Annotated in this window: 24 protein-coding genes; 14 read left to right on the forward strand and 10 right to left on the reverse strand. The window is 32.9% G+C overall.

Annotated features, from left to right (window positions below; genetic code table 11):
* Window positions 1–33 precede the first annotated feature (33 nt).
* From EC501_RS07405 to EC501_RS07420, 4 genes are all read right to left on the reverse strand, one after another.
* The gene (locus EC501_RS07405; protein ID WP_122971663.1) at window positions 34–600 is read right to left on the reverse strand and encodes a DUF2812 domain-containing protein; all 567 of its coding nucleotides are present in this window, start codon (window positions 598–600) and stop codon (window positions 34–36) included.
* Window positions 587–904: a PadR family transcriptional regulator gene (locus EC501_RS07410; protein WP_122971664.1), complete on the reverse strand. Its 318-nt coding sequence runs from the start codon at window positions 902–904 to the stop codon at window positions 587–589. The genes EC501_RS07405 and EC501_RS07410 overlap by 14 nt, the downstream gene beginning before the upstream one ends.
* 273 nt (window positions 905–1,177) lie before the next feature.
* On the reverse strand, window positions 1,178–1,798 hold the full coding sequence (locus EC501_RS07415) for an NAD(P)-dependent oxidoreductase (protein WP_122971665.1): 621 nt from the start codon (window positions 1,796–1,798) through the stop codon (window positions 1,178–1,180).
* 291 nt (window positions 1,799–2,089) lie between these two features.
* The gene (locus tag EC501_RS07420; RefSeq protein ID WP_122971666.1) at window positions 2,090–2,674 is read right to left on the reverse strand and encodes a GNAT family N-acetyltransferase; all 585 of its coding nucleotides are present in this window, start codon (window positions 2,672–2,674) and stop codon (window positions 2,090–2,092) included.
* A gap of 234 nt (window positions 2,675–2,908) precedes the next feature.
* Here EC501_RS07420 and EC501_RS07425 point away from each other — a divergent pair, with 234 nt between their 5' ends.
* The 8 genes from EC501_RS07425 to EC501_RS07460 all read left to right on the forward strand — a co-directional run bounded on the left by EC501_RS07425 (window position 2,909) and on the right by EC501_RS07460 (window position 8,973).
* Entirely contained in the window at window positions 2,909–3,787 is an 879-nt protein-coding gene (locus EC501_RS07425; RefSeq protein ID WP_122971667.1) for a DMT family transporter, read from the forward strand.
* 146 nt (window positions 3,788–3,933) lie between these two features.
* Entirely contained in the window at window positions 3,934–4,818 is an 885-nt protein-coding gene (locus tag EC501_RS07430) for a DMT family transporter (RefSeq protein ID WP_122971668.1), read from the forward strand.
* A gap of 194 nt (window positions 4,819–5,012) precedes the next feature.
* Window positions 5,013–5,522, forward strand: coding sequence for a YfiT family bacillithiol transferase (locus EC501_RS07435; protein ID WP_122971669.1), 510 nt, complete (start codon window positions 5,013–5,015; stop codon window positions 5,520–5,522).
* A 247-nt stretch (window positions 5,523–5,769) separates the two neighbouring features.
* Window positions 5,770–6,234, forward strand: a complete 465-nt coding sequence (locus EC501_RS07440; protein WP_122971670.1) for a DUF421 domain-containing protein — start codon at window positions 5,770–5,772, stop codon at window positions 6,232–6,234.
* 242 nt (window positions 6,235–6,476) lie between these two features.
* Window positions 6,477–7,103 (forward strand): DUF3231 family protein, encoded by a 627-nt coding sequence (locus EC501_RS07445; protein WP_122971671.1) that lies wholly within the window; start codon window positions 6,477–6,479, stop codon window positions 7,101–7,103.
* Between the two features lie 432 nt (window positions 7,104–7,535).
* Window positions 7,536–8,402 carry a ubiquitin-activating E1 family protein gene (locus EC501_RS07450; protein WP_122971672.1) on the forward strand — a complete coding sequence of 289 codons (867 nt, stop codon included), beginning with the start codon at window positions 7,536–7,538 and terminating at the stop codon, window positions 8,400–8,402.
* Entirely contained in the window at window positions 8,389–8,712 is a 324-nt protein-coding gene (locus EC501_RS07455; protein ID WP_122971673.1) for a hypothetical protein, read from the forward strand. Before EC501_RS07450 ends, EC501_RS07455 begins: the two co-directional genes overlap by 14 nt.
* Window positions 8,713–8,814: 102 nt before the next feature.
* Entirely contained in the window at window positions 8,815–8,973 is a 159-nt protein-coding gene (locus tag EC501_RS07460) for a DpnD/PcfM family protein (RefSeq protein ID WP_122971674.1), read from the forward strand.
* Between the two features lie 76 nt (window positions 8,974–9,049).
* Here the strand turns inward: EC501_RS07460 and EC501_RS07465 are convergent, their stop codons facing one another.
* The 6 genes from EC501_RS07465 to EC501_RS07490 all read right to left on the reverse strand — a co-directional run bounded on the left by EC501_RS07465 (window position 9,050) and on the right by EC501_RS07490 (window position 12,407).
* A complete protein-coding gene (locus tag EC501_RS07465; RefSeq protein ID WP_122971675.1) occupies window positions 9,050–9,433 on the reverse strand; it encodes a hypothetical protein in 384 nt (127 codons plus the stop codon).
* A gap of 119 nt (window positions 9,434–9,552) precedes the next feature.
* Window positions 9,553–9,885 (reverse strand): hypothetical protein, encoded by a 333-nt coding sequence (locus EC501_RS07470; RefSeq protein WP_122971676.1) that lies wholly within the window; start codon window positions 9,883–9,885, stop codon window positions 9,553–9,555.
* Window positions 9,839–10,165 (reverse strand): hypothetical protein, encoded by a 327-nt coding sequence (locus EC501_RS07475; protein WP_122971677.1) that lies wholly within the window; start codon window positions 10,163–10,165, stop codon window positions 9,839–9,841. The genes EC501_RS07470 and EC501_RS07475 overlap by 47 nt, the downstream gene beginning before the upstream one ends.
* A gap of 324 nt (window positions 10,166–10,489) precedes the next feature.
* Window positions 10,490–11,143, reverse strand: a complete 654-nt coding sequence (locus EC501_RS07480; RefSeq protein ID WP_148037808.1) for a hypothetical protein — start codon at window positions 11,141–11,143, stop codon at window positions 10,490–10,492.
* Between the two features lie 198 nt (window positions 11,144–11,341).
* Entirely contained in the window at window positions 11,342–12,025 is a 684-nt protein-coding gene (locus EC501_RS07485) for a hypothetical protein (RefSeq protein ID WP_122971679.1), read from the reverse strand.
* Window positions 12,012–12,407, reverse strand: coding sequence for a hypothetical protein (locus EC501_RS07490; protein WP_122971680.1), 396 nt, complete (start codon window positions 12,405–12,407; stop codon window positions 12,012–12,014). Before EC501_RS07490 ends, EC501_RS07485 begins: the two co-directional genes overlap by 14 nt.
* Between EC501_RS07490 and EC501_RS07495 the strand changes: the two genes are divergently transcribed.
* The 6 genes from EC501_RS07495 (at window position 12,394) to EC501_RS07510 (ending at window position 15,523) form a co-directional block, all read left to right on the forward strand.
* Entirely contained in the window at window positions 12,394–12,774 is a 381-nt protein-coding gene (locus EC501_RS07495; RefSeq protein WP_206613374.1) for a DUF3231 family protein, read from the forward strand. The two genes, EC501_RS07490 and EC501_RS07495, sit on opposite strands and share 14 nt — an antisense overlap.
* 236 nt (window positions 12,775–13,010) lie before the next feature.
* The gene (locus EC501_RS07500) at window positions 13,011–13,619 is read left to right on the forward strand and encodes a lysozyme inhibitor LprI family protein (protein ID WP_122971682.1); all 609 of its coding nucleotides are present in this window, start codon (window positions 13,011–13,013) and stop codon (window positions 13,617–13,619) included.
* 31 nt (window positions 13,620–13,650) lie between these two features.
* A complete protein-coding gene (locus EC501_RS18360) occupies window positions 13,651–13,815 on the forward strand; it encodes a hypothetical protein (protein WP_158599680.1) in 165 nt (54 codons plus the stop codon).
* 140 nt (window positions 13,816–13,955) lie between these two features.
* Window positions 13,956–14,486, forward strand: coding sequence for a GNAT family N-acetyltransferase (locus tag EC501_RS07505; protein WP_122971683.1), 531 nt, complete (start codon window positions 13,956–13,958; stop codon window positions 14,484–14,486).
* A 181-nt stretch (window positions 14,487–14,667) separates the two neighbouring features.
* On the forward strand, window positions 14,668–14,832 hold the full coding sequence (locus tag EC501_RS18365; RefSeq protein ID WP_158599681.1) for a hypothetical protein: 165 nt from the start codon (window positions 14,668–14,670) through the stop codon (window positions 14,830–14,832).
* A gap of 208 nt (window positions 14,833–15,040) precedes the next feature.
* Window positions 15,041–15,523, forward strand: a complete 483-nt coding sequence (locus tag EC501_RS07510) for a DUF2975 domain-containing protein (RefSeq protein ID WP_122971684.1) — start codon at window positions 15,041–15,043, stop codon at window positions 15,521–15,523.
* Window positions 15,524–15,534 lie beyond the last annotated feature (11 nt).

The following is a 15,534-nucleotide window of genomic DNA, read 5'->3' on the forward strand; positions in this document are numbered from 1 at the left end:
TGAATCAAAAAAGTTCGAAATGAACTCCTCGGATTATTCTTTTAACATTGAATATTTACGATATGCTTTATAAAAACTGAAACCAAAGAAAACGAGCATAAGGGCAGGAAGCAATCTTAAAAGGGCAAATGGAGTTTCAAATAACAATGCTTTCCAGAATAAGGAACCTTCCATGCTCCAAAGACCTTCTGTTAAATATAAACCTGAATCTTTAAAAAGCAAATAAGAGACAAACAATAACAGTACACATAAACTAGATGAATAACCCATCAATCTTTTATAATAATTACTCTTCGATTGGCGTTCCGAGAAGATTTCATTTTGATTATCGTCTTCTTTTTGCCAATATTGAATGCCACCAAGCCAGGAGCCATTTATATAATGCCAACCGAAATCTTCATATATTCCTTTGTACTCTTCGTACTTTTTCTTTGATAAATAATCTTGATAATCCAGTCGCATCACATATTTTTTGTCGGTTTTTTCGAAAGTATATACTCCGAATCCGCTAGTATTTGTACATCGATAACCTTTTTGTAATTGCTCGTTCAGCCATTGTTCCTCTTTTTCGATATCAAAAAATATCTTATATCTCTTCATTTGATGCACTTCCTTCATACAGAGATAAAATATGCAATAACCTGTTTTGTTCCATTTTCAAAATCGCTCTTCCTTCCTCTGTTATCATATAAACTTTTCTCCGGCCTTCCTCTCCAACAGGTTCAATCCAACCATGCTTACTTAAGTTCTCAATCGCACCATATAATGTACCAGCTGCTAAAATAACAGATCCGTTACTCATCGTTTCTATCTTTTGCATGACGGCATAGCCATGGAGTGGCTCACGCAAAGCTAATAAAATATAATGCATCGTTTCAGACAATGGTAATAATTTATGTTTCATCTTCTCATCCTTTATTCAGTTCGACTATATAGTTCAACTTAATAAGAATATAATACAGTTCAACTGAATAGTCAACAAATTTCAAAAATAATTAAAGAAACTAAAGTAAAAAGCTTGATAGCAAGGGGAAATCAAGCTAAAAAGCCGCTTTCCTTATGGAACGGAAAGCGACTTGCCCTATAACGGAAAAAAGCGATTTTCTTTAATGAAAATCGCATCCGATTGTGGAATATATTTACTTAAAAGTAACCCTTTAATGGAATAACTACGATATTAGTAGGCGATACCTACACGCGTTTTTATATAATCGTTACTTTGTATTTGGCTAAATGCAAATTCTGCTGTATCCGGGACTGAAATTTTACTACCACCCTCCGGTAAAAAATGGCGTTCTATTCGATAGTTACCTAATCTTTCTCCATCCGGCAAATATGTAGGACAGACGATTGTCCATTCGAGGTTTGATTGTTGGAGCATATCGTACACTTTATTATGTTCTTCGGCAGCACGTACGGACTTTTGTTTTGATTCACTTGACTGATAACGCAATAATTTTGGGCTAATTCTACTTTGCAGGATTCCGGCAGTTCCTATAGTGATAATTCGTTTTATACCTTCTTTTTCCATAGCTTCTATAATAAGTGGCATACTTTCTGATAAAGTGTTTCCTCCATCAGTATTGAGTGCACTAATAATGACATCAATCCCATGCATCGCACGTATGATATCATTTTTATTTAAAACATTACCTTGAATTATAGTTAAATTTTCTTGATTTGTTTGAATCTTCTCTGGAGTGCGAACTAGTACAGTAACCTGATGTCCGTCATGAAGGGCATAAGAAACTATTTGACTTCCAACTCGTCCAGTTCCACCTAAAATTAATATATTCACTAGTGAACCTCCTTGTATGAATCCGAACATAACACTGAGCTACTATTACTAAAGTATATTATATAATTTCACAATCCCTTTATAAATGAGGAAAGAAATCTAACTTTATTTAAAATTATCCTTTCCGTTATAAAAATATTTTTTTCGGAAATTCAAGCAAAGACATTATATGTAGGTGGAAGGGCGGATTCAGGAAGGGGAATTACTAAAGGAATGTAAAGTTGTAGGCCTATTGTAAATGAAAATAACCAGAGCAGTACAGGCTACTCTGGTTTCTTGGTGGTGGGTATCTTATTTTCTAAATGAATCAACAGATAAAGTTTTACACATATGTTCATATTGATGGCCACTAATGACTAAATCAGCAACTTTCTTGTATCCTAAATTAGCATATAATTTTTTCGCTTTCGGATTCGCCATATCAACATTAAGACCAATCGTATGATAACCGGCATCTAACGCCGTTTTACTCATTTCGTTCAGTAAAGCAGAGCCAATCCCCATTCCTCTAAATTTTCCGTTTACGACGACGGAATCGATATACCATTCATCTGGAAGTGTCTCTTTATCGACAAACAAATTTTCATTAGGATCAAAACCGTTTTTACTTAATACATTTCTAAATGGCTCATCAATGATCGATTCGTCTTCTGCGGGATAGCCAAAAATAATCCCAGCAATTTCGCCATTTACCTCATATACTAAGCCTCTTTTAAAACCAAATCGATATGTAGGGTCGGCAACGGATTCTGCTACCATTTCAAGTAATTTATTTTTAGAAATTTTCTTAAGTAAAGGTAACTCCATATCCTCAAAGATTACCCATAACAGTTTTGCAATTTCCATACGATCGTTTTGGGTGGCCATTCTAATCATTCATATCCAACCTTCCATATTTTCACTATTCAATTGTTAAGTCTAACCCTTTTATATTTCTAGGGCAAACGGTGGGCCTACTCGTTGCATGGGTTAGTTTGTTAGGGTGTAAATTTTTTCCTTGTCTTCTTAAAGTTATTTCCATCTACATCAATATTTCGATTATAGTTGAAATATAGGGCTGTTATAATGAACAGACAGATTGGTCATTCAATGAAGTAGGGAGATAAAAAAATGAATACGTTCAAATTTACACTGTTAATACTTTTAACCACATTTTTAATGGGTTCTTCTTTTGCTGTCGTAAAGTTTGGTTTACCATACTCGTCCCCGTTGTTATTAGCAGCACTTCGCTTTACCCTTGCCGGACTTATTATGGCGGTAATTGTGTTTATTTTAAAAAGACCGCATCCGACATCTATCAAAAATTGGATGAAAATGTTTACGATTGGTGCTTTTCAAACGGCTGGTGTTATGGGGTGTATTTTTTTAAGTTTACGGACCATCACAGCGAGCGAATCTTCCATTCTTACATTCACGAACCCGTTGCTCGTTGTAGTATTGAGTACGATCTTTTTAAAAACAAAATATAGACTTTATCAATGGGTTGGTGTTCTTTTTGGATTAGTAGGGGTAAGTATTACAATGGGAGCACAAATAGATTTTAAGATTGGTATTCTCTATGGTATTCTTTCTGCCGTTTTTTGGGCAATTGCTACTTTGTTAGCGAATAAATGGGGAATCCATTTCGATACGTGGGTTTTATCCGCCTATCAAATGCTTTTTGGTGGATTACTGCTTTTACTTAGCAGCTTTATGTTTGAAAAATCATTTTTTATTTTAAACAGTCATTCATTACTTATTTTATTATGGTTAAGTATTATGTCTTCAATTGTTCAATTTGCCGTCTGGTATTATCTTTTACAAAAAGGCGATCCTGGAAGAACGAGTGCTTATTTATTTTTAGCACCTTTCTTTGGTGTCATATCTGGCTGGTTACTATTAGGGGAGCCATTATACCCTTCCATTATCGTAGGCGGCATGTTTATTATTATTGGAATCTATCTTGTAAATAGCAATTTTCAGAAGAAAACCGTAGAAAATAAAATTTAATTATAGCCCCCTCATAATACTAGTCTGTCTAGTAAGGAGGGGGTTATTCGATTCTCCAAGGAGGAACGTTGTTACTAACATTTTGCATTTAAATTTTAATTATAGGAAAATAGTAAAGTATCATTTTTGGGGAAGGAATAAATAACGTGAAAAATAGTAATAGTAAAACGATCATTAGTCTAATTTCACTAGTCTGTATATGGGGATCGGTATGGCCGATTTATAAATATGCTTTACAGTTTTCGCCACCAGTATTATTTTCAGGAATCCGTTCAATAATCGCAGGATTGTTATTTGCTTTAATCCTACTACCACAATGGAGACAAATAAAATGGAGAGAAAATTGGTCCATTTATGTGATTTCGAGTATATTTAATGTCATTCTCTTTTATGGTATGCAGTCGATTGGGTTGCAATATTTACCGGCTGGCTTATACTCGGTCATTGTGTATTTCCAACCGGTGCTTGTTGTTGTGCTAGCATGGCCCTTCCTAAAAGAACCGCTTACTCGAAACAAAATGATCGGTGTGTTTATAGGATTTTTAGGGGTTGTGATGGTAAGTTTAGATGGAATTAGCGGGAAGGTTGCACCGATTGGATTTGTATTTGCGTTAATTACCGCTATTGGTTGGGCGATTGGCACCATTTATGTAAAAGTCAAGAGCAATGTCGTACATGGGTTTTGGTTAGTTGCTTTACAAAATATAATTGGTGGTTTTTGTATGTTGTTTTATGGTTTAGGAGCAGAAGACATTCGGACAATTGAATGGAACGCGTCATTTATCGTTTGTTTAATATACGGTGCAATTTTTGGTGTAGCTATAGCATTTGTTTTATATAATCGATTAATGAGTAAAGGAGAGGCGGGAAAAGTCAGCTCTTTCACATTTTTAGTCCCTTTAATTGCAGTGCTACTCGGTACGATTTTCTTAGATGAACCATTTACCATATCTTTAATTTTAGGAATGGCCCTCATCATACTAAGTATTTATTTAATTAATAAAAAGTCCCACGTTGTGACAGAAGAGTAATTAAAAAAGCTGATGAGTTATTTTTATAACCCATCAGCTTATATATTTTACTGACGAAAATCCAAGAAAATCAAAGGATTATATATCTCTTTTGAAGAAGTAACATAGAGAGATTGTTCTTCTTAATGTGAAATTAAGAACATAATGATGGGCAGTTGCAAACTTCATTTAATAAGTGGAAAAGGGGATTGAAAATGGACGTAAAATACCCGATTGGACAATTGCAGGTTCCTGAAAAAGTGACACTAGAAAATGTTCGAGAATGGCTAAAGGAAATTGAATCTTATACGATTCGATTAAGGGAAACGGTTAGCTCATTAAGTGAAGAGGAATTCAACAAAACGTATCGTGATGGAAGCTGGACAGTTCGTCAACTTGTTCATCACATTGCAGATTCTCAACTGAATATGTATCAACGTTTGAAGCTGGCTTTAACAGATGACAATCCAATAGTACCAGCTTTTGATGAAGAGAAATGGGCTATACAACCAGATACAAAGCTCCCTGTACTAAGTTCGATTAAAATGCTAGAAGGTATAAATGAGCGCATCGTATCTTTAGGACAAAGTTTAACGGAAGAGCAATTAGATCGAGCTTTTACCCACCAAAAAAACGGTAAAATAACCGTCGCAACAAAAGTTGCAAAATTAGCTTGGCACGAAGAGCATCACTTAGCCCATATAAAAATTGCATTATCAAAATAGTACACTATGTTGAAATTGGCTTATTGAACTTCGATAAGCCGATTTTTTTATTTTAACGTTTATGTTCAATTTAAATAAACGTGCATAACGCTTTCCTAGAGGAAGGAAAGGGTTTTTTTATTGACGGCAAGATTGTGGAAATTAGTAATTATGCCCATTTTAATTACAATAAACGTAAAGTTTATCAAATAAATTAAGGAGGTATATAAATAAAAAATAAATTTCGATATTTTGAAAGGGGAAATCTATGGATAAAATGAGTCAGATTTTAGTTGAATTTCCGCTTGTACTCATTTTAATGTTTATCGTTTTTCGTTTTATGGGGAATAAGGAGTTAAATCAATCAACTCCAATTGACTTTGCGTTTATGGTACTGATGACAAGTATCGGATGGGACGTAACGCTTAACCAAGATTATCCTTTATGGTTTACAATCGTACTTTTTATTCTATTAGTAGTAACCATTTATCTATTTGATTGGATCACAACGAAGTCAAAAAGGGCAGAAAAAATGTTTATCGGGGAGCCTCTCCTTTTAATAAAGCATGGTGAAATCAATAAGGAGGCTTTAGAAAAAGAAAGAATGTCCGAAGATGAACTACTTGCACTTTTACGATTAAAAGGCTTTTTTGTACTTGATGACGTCGAACTATGCTATCTCGAGTTTAATGGAGATATATCGGTGAAAGAAAAAATTAGTAAATTTACTTGAGGGTAAGCATATTTAATCACTTATAACTATTAATAATCTATGAACAATTTGGCGCAATTCTTTAAGAAATGTGCCTCTTCCAGTGTATTGGAGATTGTAAATACATATTCATTTTTCTACTCTTTAGTTGTATAACCAACATGTAAATACAAATACTATTTTCAGTGAAAAATGCGGAAAATAGGAGTGTATCATCTTATGATTGAAAAACCGAAAATGAGTTCCTCTGAGCTTGGAGCACTATGGATGACTTATCAAAAAAATCAATGATTTTGCGTATATTGGAATATTTTATCGAGAAATCGGATGATCAAAGAGCAAAGGATCTCATGTCGGATCTCTGGAATCAACTTCACCCAATCATTATGGAAATGAAGACTACGCTTGAAAATGAAGGGGCAGTTATTCCAGAAGGTTTTACTAAAGAGGATGTAAATTTAGACGCACCAAAGTTATGGGACAATGGTTTTGACATTATGCTTTGCCGAGTACTGAAGGAAATCAGCATGGGGATGTACGTACTCCACTTAACAATGGCATACCGTCAAGACATTATCAAACTTTACAAGAAAATGTCTGAAGTAACGGAAAACTTTTATGGCCATTTTACACAGTATTTGCTTGATAAAAACCTTTATACACGCCCGACTTTTGTTGTGATGCCAACATCAACCAATTATATATCGGGTGAGGATTACTTAAAAGGTACCAACATTTTTGGGAATAAGCGTACATTAAATACAGTTGAGTTTGGGAATTTATATCGTATGATTGAAACAAATATAACGGGTATCTTCATTTCTCATACAACCGCCAGTGTGTTTGCATATAGGGCAACATTCACGATAGTATTCATACCAACCTTTTAACTTTGTACGTCTTAAAGTGCTAGACATTTTTTCCTCTCCCTTCAGATACTTCCGAAAATGCAAAAAAAATAGCCTACGGAACAATTTAAAGGGCATAAAATACCCAAGTAATTGTCCATAGACTATTTGTGTTCTTCCCTAACGTTATTGCAAAAGCAATAAGTTTAAAAAATAAATACATAATATATAATTTTAGATTACTTGATTAATCCTAGGCTTTCAAGAAAGAAGTATAAATTTTTTGGAATAAATTTGTTGGCTTTGTACTAGGAACTTCACTTTTAAGGCTCTATAATATTTGCGTCGATATAACGGAATTGGCTGGGATAACTTAGACCCACATAATGTCTTTGCTCCACCCTCTTATGAGCTACCAACATTTGATGAATCTAAAATCAAATTTGCTTATAAAGAAGGAGTTGTAAGCCTAGTATGATTAGTCTAGTACGTCCTTTTAGTAATGAAACTATTCCCTTTATCGTACAAGTTGGTGTTGGAGGTACAGGCAGTAATGTAGTACAACTTGTTTCTCAAATGTTATCAATTACAGGCAAGCACCATGTCTACGTATTGACTGACCCCGATTTAATTGAAGAGAAAAATAAAGGCAACCAATTATTTATCGACGGAGAAGAAGGTTTACCAAAGGCAGAAGTATTAGCTGAAAGGTATTCGCAGTCATTTGGATTAAACCTCTGGTCTTATACTAATCACTATATTGAGAGTGTCGAAGCGTTAAAAAGTTTATTTCAAGTTGATTATACTAACGCGTTAGAAGCCACTTCATATTACTTACCCATTCTAGTTGGTTGCGTAGATAATAACTACTCAAGAAAAATTATGAATCAATTTTTCGATAGTGTGCCTACATGTATCTATTTAGATGCTGGTAATGAATCAGTTGAGGTTCCTTCAGATTGGCAAACGAGACCTATCGAACAATGGAATGAAGCAGAAAAAGAAGCTTATTACAATAGCGGTTATAGCGGACAAGTTGTTGTTGGAGTGAAAATTGACAACAAAGTTCTACAAGAACCTGTTGTGAAAATGTTTCCTGATATTTTAGAGGATACAGATACGATTGCTCCAAGTGAGTTATCTTGCGCGGAATTATCAGCAAGTGAGCCACAACGACTAATCACAAATAAATTTGCAGCATTATCAATTGCTAACGTGATCCAAGAGGTATTGTTTGAGAAAACCATTACTCATCATATGACATTGTTCCATGCAAAAAAAGGATATATGCGAAGCATAAAAAAACAAGAATGTGAGGACTTATTAAATGGACAAATTTAAGGTTAATCAAAAAGTCTATTACGCAATGAAAGAACTTGAATCTTGGGTTGGTGTAGATAAACACCGGAGTGAAAAGGTATTAAAAATCGCTGAACTACTAGCGTATGGATATGAAGTTGAGCATACCTCTGAAGAACAACTGATTAATTGGTTTAAAAACTCTAAAGAGAAATTAGATAAATTAGAAGTAATGAGTGTTGATCATTTTGATGAAGATTCTCGAAAAGAACACTTTACAACTCTTGATTATCACCGTGTAGAGGTTGCAACTTTAAGTGCTGTTTTAAACATGCTAAAAATTAATGTCTAGGAAGCAATTAATCGTTATTCCTGATTAAACCTTATTCATAGTGGAAATATGCAGATAATAGCTACAAAAGCTTAATGTTCAGTTAAGAACGGAGGAATTAAAATGAAATTAGTAATAAGAGAAACACTTGAAAGAATTATAGATTTAGAAGGATATGAAAGTAAAGAAGAAGCATTAGCGGAATTAAAACGTGCTTATAAAAACGAAGAAGTTGTTTTAGATTCGGACGATTTTGTTCATGTTGAATTTGAAGCATGTTGAGGTGAAAAATGAGGACTGCAATAATGCAGTCCTTTTTATTTAAATTGGTGATTTTCGACTACTCTCTAAATAATCATTACTCTACCGGAACCGCTGGAATTATTTTATCTGCTCTAGGAATTGGAGTAGGATAAGGACTACCAACCTCAGCAGAACTATCATAAGAAGGTGTTGTTTCATGGATATACTTTAGTGCTTCTTTATATTGTTTTCTTTGCAGCTCTTCAAATTGATTTGGAGACATATTTGATACACTTTTATAAAATTTTTCTTTATCTTCATCTGAAACATACATTTTTATTCCATATTCATTACTAAGCTTTTCTAAAATTTTCACATATGGAATAATGGCCAAATCAATATCATTATTGTTGTCTTTTGTTTTTGCATTAGGAGTAGAAGTTGAACAAAATACAGATACTAGCAAAAGGGCTAATGAAATATTCAATATTTTCTTCATGTTTTATCTCCTTTTTATTACTCATTATAAATCATTTTAATAAAAATTAAACAAATTAATTCGAAATATCTGGAAAATTTTAAAAACAGACATACTTAAAGCATGTCTGTTTTTAATTGTTAATTCGCGTAGAATGTTAAATTTGCAGTTAAAGCATAAGCAAGCGCAACTCCATTTGCATCTTCTGGATGACCATAAAGTGTGACTTTACAACTTTTTCTATCACTACTTAAACTATGAAATTTTCTATCAACTTCCCAATGAAAACCGGAATGAGACCAAGTTGTACCATATGAATTAATACTTTGATATGTGAAAGTTCCTGGGTTTCCTGTAGAGCTAAAAACAGTTGATTTTAAATAAGCTGAAGTGTTGTAACTTAAAGATTTGTATTGTGTAATATTTTCAGTTATAGATAAAGGAGTAACTATTGGGTTTTGAATTAGTATCATTGAGATCTTGTTTTAAGTATTCTTGATACTGTTCTCTTTGTTTTTTCTCAAATTCTTCAATACTCATATTCTTTACTCTGTCATAAAAATAATCTTTCTTTTCCGGATTAATATAAAATTCCACTCCATATTCCTTTGAAAGTTTATTTAGTATTTCTTCATACTCACTTAAGGGTGCTGTTTGCGTTTCAATTTGGCTTGCGGATGCATATGAATTTAAAGATAGAGAAACGCCTATCCCCATGAATAGTGCAAATACTAATTTAAAAACGTGTTTCATATAAACAACCTCCAAGTAAAAAATTTACCCTAAAATGGTATTAATTGTATTTTAATGTAAAATTTTTAATTTTCAATATTGTAATAATTACTATTATTCAAAGACTAGGTACAAGGAGAAAGGTTAAAATATCTCAACTTATAACAATACTTTCTAAACCATTTGATTTTTTGATTCAATAGTAACGATTAGAAAAGTTAAAATATGATATTCTTCAGCAATTGAGCACTAATTTTGAATAAATTTAAACCCCGTTCTTATTTAGACCGGGGTTTTTGTTTGTATGAATTTTAAAATTAGATTATTTTACTATTATTTAATAATTTATTTAGCTTGTACTGCTACATTTTCAATAACATAAGTATTTGTTGTAGAGACGTTGAAATGATTGATGAATATTGTTTTTTCATTATCCGCAACTTTAGTAGTATTCTTTAAAATATTCATAATTAACGAGATAATTTCATTTTTTTCAGCTGCAGCGATTAAATCGGATAACATGATTTCAGCTAAAAGAGAATCACCATCCTTTTTAAATGGATTGAATTGAACTCTTCCTAACCACTGGTTATTTAAAATTGAACCTGCCCATCCATATAACTCGTACGTTAATGATTCATCATTGGGCTTTTGATACATATACACTTGTGGAGTTAAAAAATGTAATCCTTCAAAAGACGTTAATTCATTTTTATGCTCTCGGATAATATTCTCTTCATATTTATGAATATAAGCATAACATCCACCGTAGTATGCAATTTCGTTAAATGAATTGGTAATAACCTCATATAAATCCTGATCCATTGCAGTTAATACATCAATTGCGAATTCATTACATATTTTCACATTTAATACTTCAGGATGTTCCTTGAATAATGTACGAATTATATTGGGCATTTCCTGAATTACTTCTTCATAAGTAATGGGTTCTTTTGGAGTTTCTAACAAGTCTTCATTTTCTTTCATTGTTTCATTCATTACAAGATATCCTTGTAAAAACATTAGATTAAACATCCTATCCAAATCATCAAAAATCCAAGAGTTTCTCTCATTATTTTCAAGATTCATCGTACATTTTTTATAATAATATATGAAAATGTTATCTATATCATTTTGAAACTCAGGTTCTTGAAACTTTTCTTTTAAAATTTTAGTGTATTTTTTTACAAGATCCACTTAATGTTCCTCGCTTTCATCTTCATAACTAATTGTTGGTACATCATCTACTAATAACCATTGGCCATCTTCCAACTTAACAGTATTTTCATAATATATAGAGCTGTTATCTTCTAAAGTATATTTACGAAAAAATACAGCTTCGTCAGCAATATCATTTTTTTCAGAAGTTGTTGTTACATACGATTTTAATTTGCTATTTAAATTATCAGTGAACAATTGTTGTATAGTGCTAAACATGTCAATACGAGCATCTTCATCTTCTGGTAACTGTTCAATAAAATATTCATGTAAATGGGGTGTTATTAAGTCCAATAATTCTTCGCTATCAATAGCCCCGGAATGATAATTGAAAAATACTTCTGAAATAAATGCACTAAATTCATTAATATCAGTGTATTTATCTTTCTTTTCGATTTCGATTTTTTCTAACTCTTCGACATTCACATTATCTTCGATATTTTCTACAGCATCTTCAGGTTTAACAGTCTCCATTTCCTCCATCAACTTTTTTTGTTCTTCTGAAATCTCATCCTCTTTCTTTTCTGTTTTAGTACTTTCTTCTGCTTCCTTTATTTCTGGAATTGCATCCTCTAGACAACCGTTCAATATTGATAGAGAAAATAATAAGCCACTTGCAATAAGTGATGTTCTTATCAGCCCTTTTTTATTAACGGTACTCAAAATTAACCCTCCTTAAACCAAATCGCTCATTACTTAATAAATGAATCAGTTTCGTGTATTCGTTATCAGAAAGAAATTCGAGAAAGCGATATATTTCATAGTGCGGTCGCTTTAATTTCAAAGCTAAAACTACTATCTCCTTAATACCGTATAATGCAAACTGAAGGTTATTTGTAGTAATGGATATACCTGTATAATCTTCAAATAAATTTGCTAAAGTTAATGCAGCTTCATTTGAAAGATGTGAATTAGGAATTCGAATAAAGTTTTTCCTTTGCTCTGCAAACAAACTAATCCAAAGCATATAAACATTCATATTGAGTAGAGATGGTGAAATGGCAATAATTTTATTGTCAAATGTCCAATCATTGACTGGTTTCATCCAAACTACTGAGGACGAAGATGTTAAAAAGTATTTTATGCAAGGAATAGAGCTTTCCAAAAAAATTATAGGCGAAACTTCTAATTTTCTTCTTGAGGATAATATCCAACCGCCTGCAACACCTGGAGGAACCGTTACAAATTCAACAATAGCTCCTTTTTCGGAAAAATTAATGATGTTCTGTAATTACCTGTTGAGTGGATTTTCCCTCGGAGGCGGTGGCTTTAGTGCAGGCTTTAGTTTACGCAATGATCTACACGCCAAAAATATGACGTTTGGTAAAGACATCTATCAATATCAAATGGACGGGGTTAAGCTCATGGTGTCTAAAGGATGGTTTGAAGAACCACCAAAAATGGATGTATAAAAGAAATATAAAGACGGATTGATAATAAAATTGCTAATGGAAAAGACGTTAAGTAAGAATAGTTATTTAAAGATTGGCGCTATCCTTGGAACGAGGATAAGCGCCAATTTTCTTTTCTAAACTGGAGTCTATAAATGATTTGGTATTTTCTTGAAACTTATTTTAAAAATTATCGTATAAAAATAAGAACATAAAAAAATTTAGACGTAATTATGTAAGTTTAAGGAGTTTTAATAATGACAACCAATCGAAAATATTTCATCGCAATACTAACTGTAGTAGTCACGCTTTTAGCTGCCTGTGGCAATTCATCTGATGAGTCAAAGGTTGAATCGAACAACGAGTCATCCAATAGTAACTCGACACAAAGTGTAGATAATAATACAGCAGATACAAATGAGAATGCCGAAACGGTCACGGAAAGTGCGGACAACAGCGAGTTAAATAACCAAGAAGACAATGCTTCTAATTCATCTCTAGGGTCAACGCCTAGTAATCAAAAGGATGAATATCTTAAGCAACTTAATGAGATGGAAGAAGCAGATCGAAATGAAGAAGCAAAAACAACGATGGTTGAAATGGAAGAACAAGAGGCGGAAAGATATAAAAAATGGGATGAATCATTGAATGAGATTTATGGGGTATTGATGGAACAGCTTAATACCAAACAGAGGGACCAATTAAGGGAAGAACAGCGGAAATGGATTGAACATAGAGATGCAACTGCAAAAGAATCATCCCTTAAATATAAAGGGGGTTCGACGGAATCATTAGAATATGTGGCAACCCAAGCAAGTCTTACGAAGGAAAGATGTTATGAGCTCGTTGCAAAATATATGAAGTAGTTTTGCAACTAACACTTTAAGGAGGGACTTGATGAAAACATATAAAATCATTTTATTAGCAATCTTGGCAGGTATCTATTCGGGCATATTGGATGATTTTGAACTTCATTACATGATCAGAGTACTTTTATTAATCGTTTTAGTGTTTATAACTGGATTTGTATTAAATACTATTGGTCGTAAACCAAAAGATTAAAAGTTAATAGTTTCAACTGAAGTGCTAAACTAAATGTAAAATACTTTTTTCATAATATAAACGGTAACTAGAAGGGAGTGAACTATGCGCAGATATCAATATTTCCAACTCACCCAATATTTGAAACGGAGGAAAGGATATTGATGACAAATTTATACACAGAAAGATTACTTTTAAGAAAAATGAGGACTACGGATTCTGCTAGTTTATTTAAAATTTGGTCGGACCCAGAAGTGGCTAAATTTATGAATATCGATCCATTCACAGAGGAAAGCCAAGCGGTAAATATGATTTCCCATCTTGATAAACTAGCTCATGATAATAAAGCGATTCGTTTTTCAATTATTAAATTAAGCACCAATGAATTGATTGGTTCTTGTGGTTATAACTTTTTAGATTTTGAAAATGAGAAGGCAGAAATAGGGTATGATATTGCGAAAGAACATTGGGGGAATGGCTATGCACCAGAAGCAATTAGTGCCCTTGTTGAAAATGCTTTTAATACGCTGAACTTAAATAGGGTGGAAGCGAAAGTGGAGCCTGAAAATATAAATTCCATTAAAGTTCTGGAAAAGTTGAACTTTACATGGGAAGGTACCTTAAGACAAACAGAAAAGTCAAAGGGGAAGTATATTGATCTAAAAATCTTTTCGAAACTAAAATCCGATTAACCGAATCGCCTATATTTCACTAAACATGAAATATAGGCTTTTTTATTTAAGGATGGAACGCCATGGTAAATGGTTAATTTCTCCATTCTTTTCACTTTCAGCATTGCAAGTATTTTTAATCTGTCTTTTTATTGATATAATGTCTAATGTTGGAATTAGTAATGGTGAAGGAGGATGACAAATGGGAGCATTAGAGTTATTAACAGGTATTATACCACTTCTTATTTTATTCATTATTTATGTCGTACCGATCGTTTTTGTGATTTGGTTTGCCCTAACGGTAATAAAACTACAAAAGGAACAGATTCAACTATTAAAATCTATCTCTGACAAATTAAAATCTTAATGAATTAGATTGAGTTGGAACTCTATTAAAATAATACTAAGTATTTGAAGCATTTCTTTGTAATAAGAAGTGCTTTTTCTTTTGGGATAAAATGATGGATAAATATATAGGACAATAAAAAAATGATTAAAATCAATAATAATTTATTGTAAAACGATAAATTCTATGTTAAATTCAAATGGACAAATAATAAAGTGAGGTGCTTTTTATGAAAAGAGGGTCAACACTCTTTTTAAAGACAGCCGTTGTTCTGATGGGAGTCCCAGTTCTTCTTTTGTGCATTTTTTTAGTGCCTGAGATTGCCAACTTCGCAGCAGAACTATATCCCGATCATACGTATTTAAAATATCTTGTTTTTCTTGTGATGTATGCAGCAGCCATACCGTATTACATTGCGCTGTACCAAGCTTTTAAACTGCTTAGCTATATTGATAAAAACGATGCCTTTTCTCAAATTTCTGTAGAGGCTTTAATGAAAATAAAATATAGTGCCATTTCGATTAGTGTGATCTATGTGTTAGGGTTGCCGCTCTTTTATCTCATCGCGGAGAGGGATGATGCTCCAGGGGTTATCCTTGTCGGATTAGGTTTAATCTTTGCTCCATTGGTCATTGCTGTCTTTGCCGCTGTGCTCCAAAGACTTTTACAAGAAGCGATCAATATGAAATTAGAAAATGATTTGACGGTCTGAGGTGAAAAACA

The sequence above is a fragment of the Lysinibacillus halotolerans genome, from assembly GCF_003711845.1.
Classification (GTDB): Bacteria; Bacillota; Bacilli; order Bacillales_A; family Planococcaceae; genus Ureibacillus; species Ureibacillus halotolerans.

Coding starts and splice junctions, on each gene's coding strand:
- EC501_RS07405 (WP_122971663.1), bottom strand. CDS start 600: ATGAAGAGATATAAGATATTTTTTGATATCGAAAAAGAGGAACAATGG.
- EC501_RS07410 (WP_122971664.1), bottom strand. CDS start 904: ATGAAACATAAATTATTACCATTGTCTGAAACGATGCATTATATTTTA.
- EC501_RS07420 (WP_122971666.1), bottom strand. CDS start 2,674: ATGATTAGAATGGCCACCCAAAACGATCGTATGGAAATTGCAAAACTG.
- EC501_RS07425 (WP_122971667.1), top strand. CDS start 2,909: ATGAATACGTTCAAATTTACACTGTTAATACTTTTAACCACATTTTTA.
- EC501_RS07435 (WP_122971669.1), top strand. CDS start 5,013: ATGGACGTAAAATACCCGATTGGACAATTGCAGGTTCCTGAAAAAGTG.
- EC501_RS07440 (WP_122971670.1), top strand. CDS start 5,770: ATGGATAAAATGAGTCAGATTTTAGTTGAATTTCCGCTTGTACTCATT.
- EC501_RS07445 (WP_122971671.1), top strand. CDS start 6,477: ATGGATGACTTATCAAAAAAATCAATGATTTTGCGTATATTGGAATAT.
- EC501_RS07450 (WP_122971672.1), top strand. CDS start 7,536: ATGATTAGTCTAGTACGTCCTTTTAGTAATGAAACTATTCCCTTTATC.
- EC501_RS07455 (WP_122971673.1), top strand. CDS start 8,389: ATGGACAAATTTAAGGTTAATCAAAAAGTCTATTACGCAATGAAAGAA.
- EC501_RS07460 (WP_122971674.1), top strand. CDS start 8,815: ATGAAATTAGTAATAAGAGAAACACTTGAAAGAATTATAGATTTAGAA.
- EC501_RS07465 (WP_122971675.1), bottom strand. CDS start 9,433: ATGAAGAAAATATTGAATATTTCATTAGCCCTTTTGCTAGTATCTGTA.
- EC501_RS07470 (WP_122971676.1), bottom strand. CDS start 9,885: ATGATACTAATTCAAAACCCAATAGTTACTCCTTTATCTATAACTGAA.
- EC501_RS07475 (WP_122971677.1), bottom strand. CDS start 10,165: ATGAAACACGTTTTTAAATTAGTATTTGCACTATTCATGGGGATAGGC.
- EC501_RS07480 (WP_148037808.1), bottom strand. CDS start 11,143: ATGAATGAAACAATGAAAGAAAATGAAGACTTGTTAGAAACTCCAAAA.
- EC501_RS07490 (WP_122971680.1), bottom strand. CDS start 12,407: ATGAAACCAGTCAATGATTGGACATTTGACAATAAAATTATTGCCATT.
- EC501_RS07500 (WP_122971682.1), top strand. CDS start 13,011: ATGACAACCAATCGAAAATATTTCATCGCAATACTAACTGTAGTAGTC.
- EC501_RS18360 (WP_158599680.1), top strand. CDS start 13,651: ATGAAAACATATAAAATCATTTTATTAGCAATCTTGGCAGGTATCTAT.
- EC501_RS18365 (WP_158599681.1), top strand. CDS start 14,668: ATGGGAGCATTAGAGTTATTAACAGGTATTATACCACTTCTTATTTTA.
- EC501_RS07510 (WP_122971684.1), top strand. CDS start 15,041: ATGAAAAGAGGGTCAACACTCTTTTTAAAGACAGCCGTTGTTCTGATG.